This window comes from Snodgrassella sp. B3837 (genome assembly GCF_026535955.1).
In the GTDB taxonomy this organism is placed as follows: Bacteria; Pseudomonadota; Gammaproteobacteria; order Burkholderiales; family Neisseriaceae; genus Snodgrassella; species Snodgrassella alvi_E.
This window is the reverse complement of record NZ_JAFNPI010000023.1, coordinates 1-1029: the sequence shown is the minus strand read 5'-3', so window position 1 is coordinate 1029 and position 1029 is coordinate 1. Positions and strand designations below refer to the sequence as shown.

General features: G+C 32.3%; 2 protein-coding genes and 1 pseudogene. All 3 read left to right on the top strand.

All coding sequences use genetic code 11. The features are described 5' to 3' along the window. Positions 1 to 280 (top strand): annotated as a pseudogene (locus J3U67_RS08285) (hypothetical protein); the annotation flags it as partial. A 10-nt stretch (positions 281 to 290) separates the two neighbouring features. Continuing rightward, positions 291 to 554 (top strand): hypothetical protein, encoded by a 264-nt coding sequence (locus J3U67_RS08280; protein ID WP_267391622.1) that lies wholly within the window; start codon positions 291 to 293, stop codon positions 552 to 554. A gap of 39 nt (positions 555 to 593) precedes the next feature. After that, entirely contained in the window at positions 594 to 860 is a 267-nt protein-coding gene (locus J3U67_RS08275) for a hypothetical protein (protein ID WP_267391621.1), read from the top strand. Positions 861 to 1029 lie beyond the last annotated feature (169 nt).

Sequence of the window (1029 nt, the reverse complement as noted above, 5' to 3'; positions counted from 1 at the left end):
TAGTCAGTATACAATAGGAGGTAATCCACCTACAGGTGGTGTAGAAGATAAACCGTTTATGTATTCGCACAGTAGTTATTTTAGAGAAGTGCCTAAAGAAATATTAATAGATGAGAAGGGGAGAAATATAGATGTAAATGGAAATTTAATTGGAGATAAAACAACTAAAAATCCTTATCGAAAACAATTTAACGAAATATGGGAAAAAGGAAACAATCATAATTTAAATAAAGATAACCCATCTTCACCTGTTTTGGTTAAACCAAGTAAAACTAATTAAGAGTAAATTTATGAAATATAAAATTCAAATTTTATTAATATGTTTTCTTTGTACTTCATTGTTAGGATGTTATGAATCAAGTATAAGGTTTTGGAATGGGGGATCACATATTTCTAAAAAAGAAAACAAAGCTTATGATGAATGTATGGATAAGCTTGCAGCGTCACTTCCGCGACCTAAGACTGAATCTTCTGGGTCAAAAGAAATGCAAGAATGGCAAGTGAATGTATATGGTCCCAAATTAACAGAGTGCATGAAAAGAAAAGGTTTCTAATTCTTTAGTGTCTATAAATTAAGGCAAAGAGGAAGTGAAATGAAATATTATTCAAAAATCTTATATGTAACTGGATTTATTGTATTATGTGGTTGTAGCACCGATGTGTCTAGATATCAAAAGCAGCTTGAAGTAAATGGATATACGGGCAGTAGAGTAGTGGTTTATCCAAGGAATGGATATGCGCAGCCACCAGCAAAATATCTGGTAGATGAAAATGGGCGTTATATTGATCAGAATGGTAATCGAACCGACTCTCCGGTAGAAAATCCTTATTATAGAAAATATATAAAACGTCATAAATAAAGGTTGATTTTTGATAATAATATTCTCATGAATATCGATGCCTGAGTAATAACTTTGACAAAGACAAAGTTCAGAAAGAGCTGGATTTACAGCGTGAGGTCACACAGGAATTTGACCAAAATCGTCAAGAATTACGCAATATCTTGCATAAAATCGCCGATAATAAACG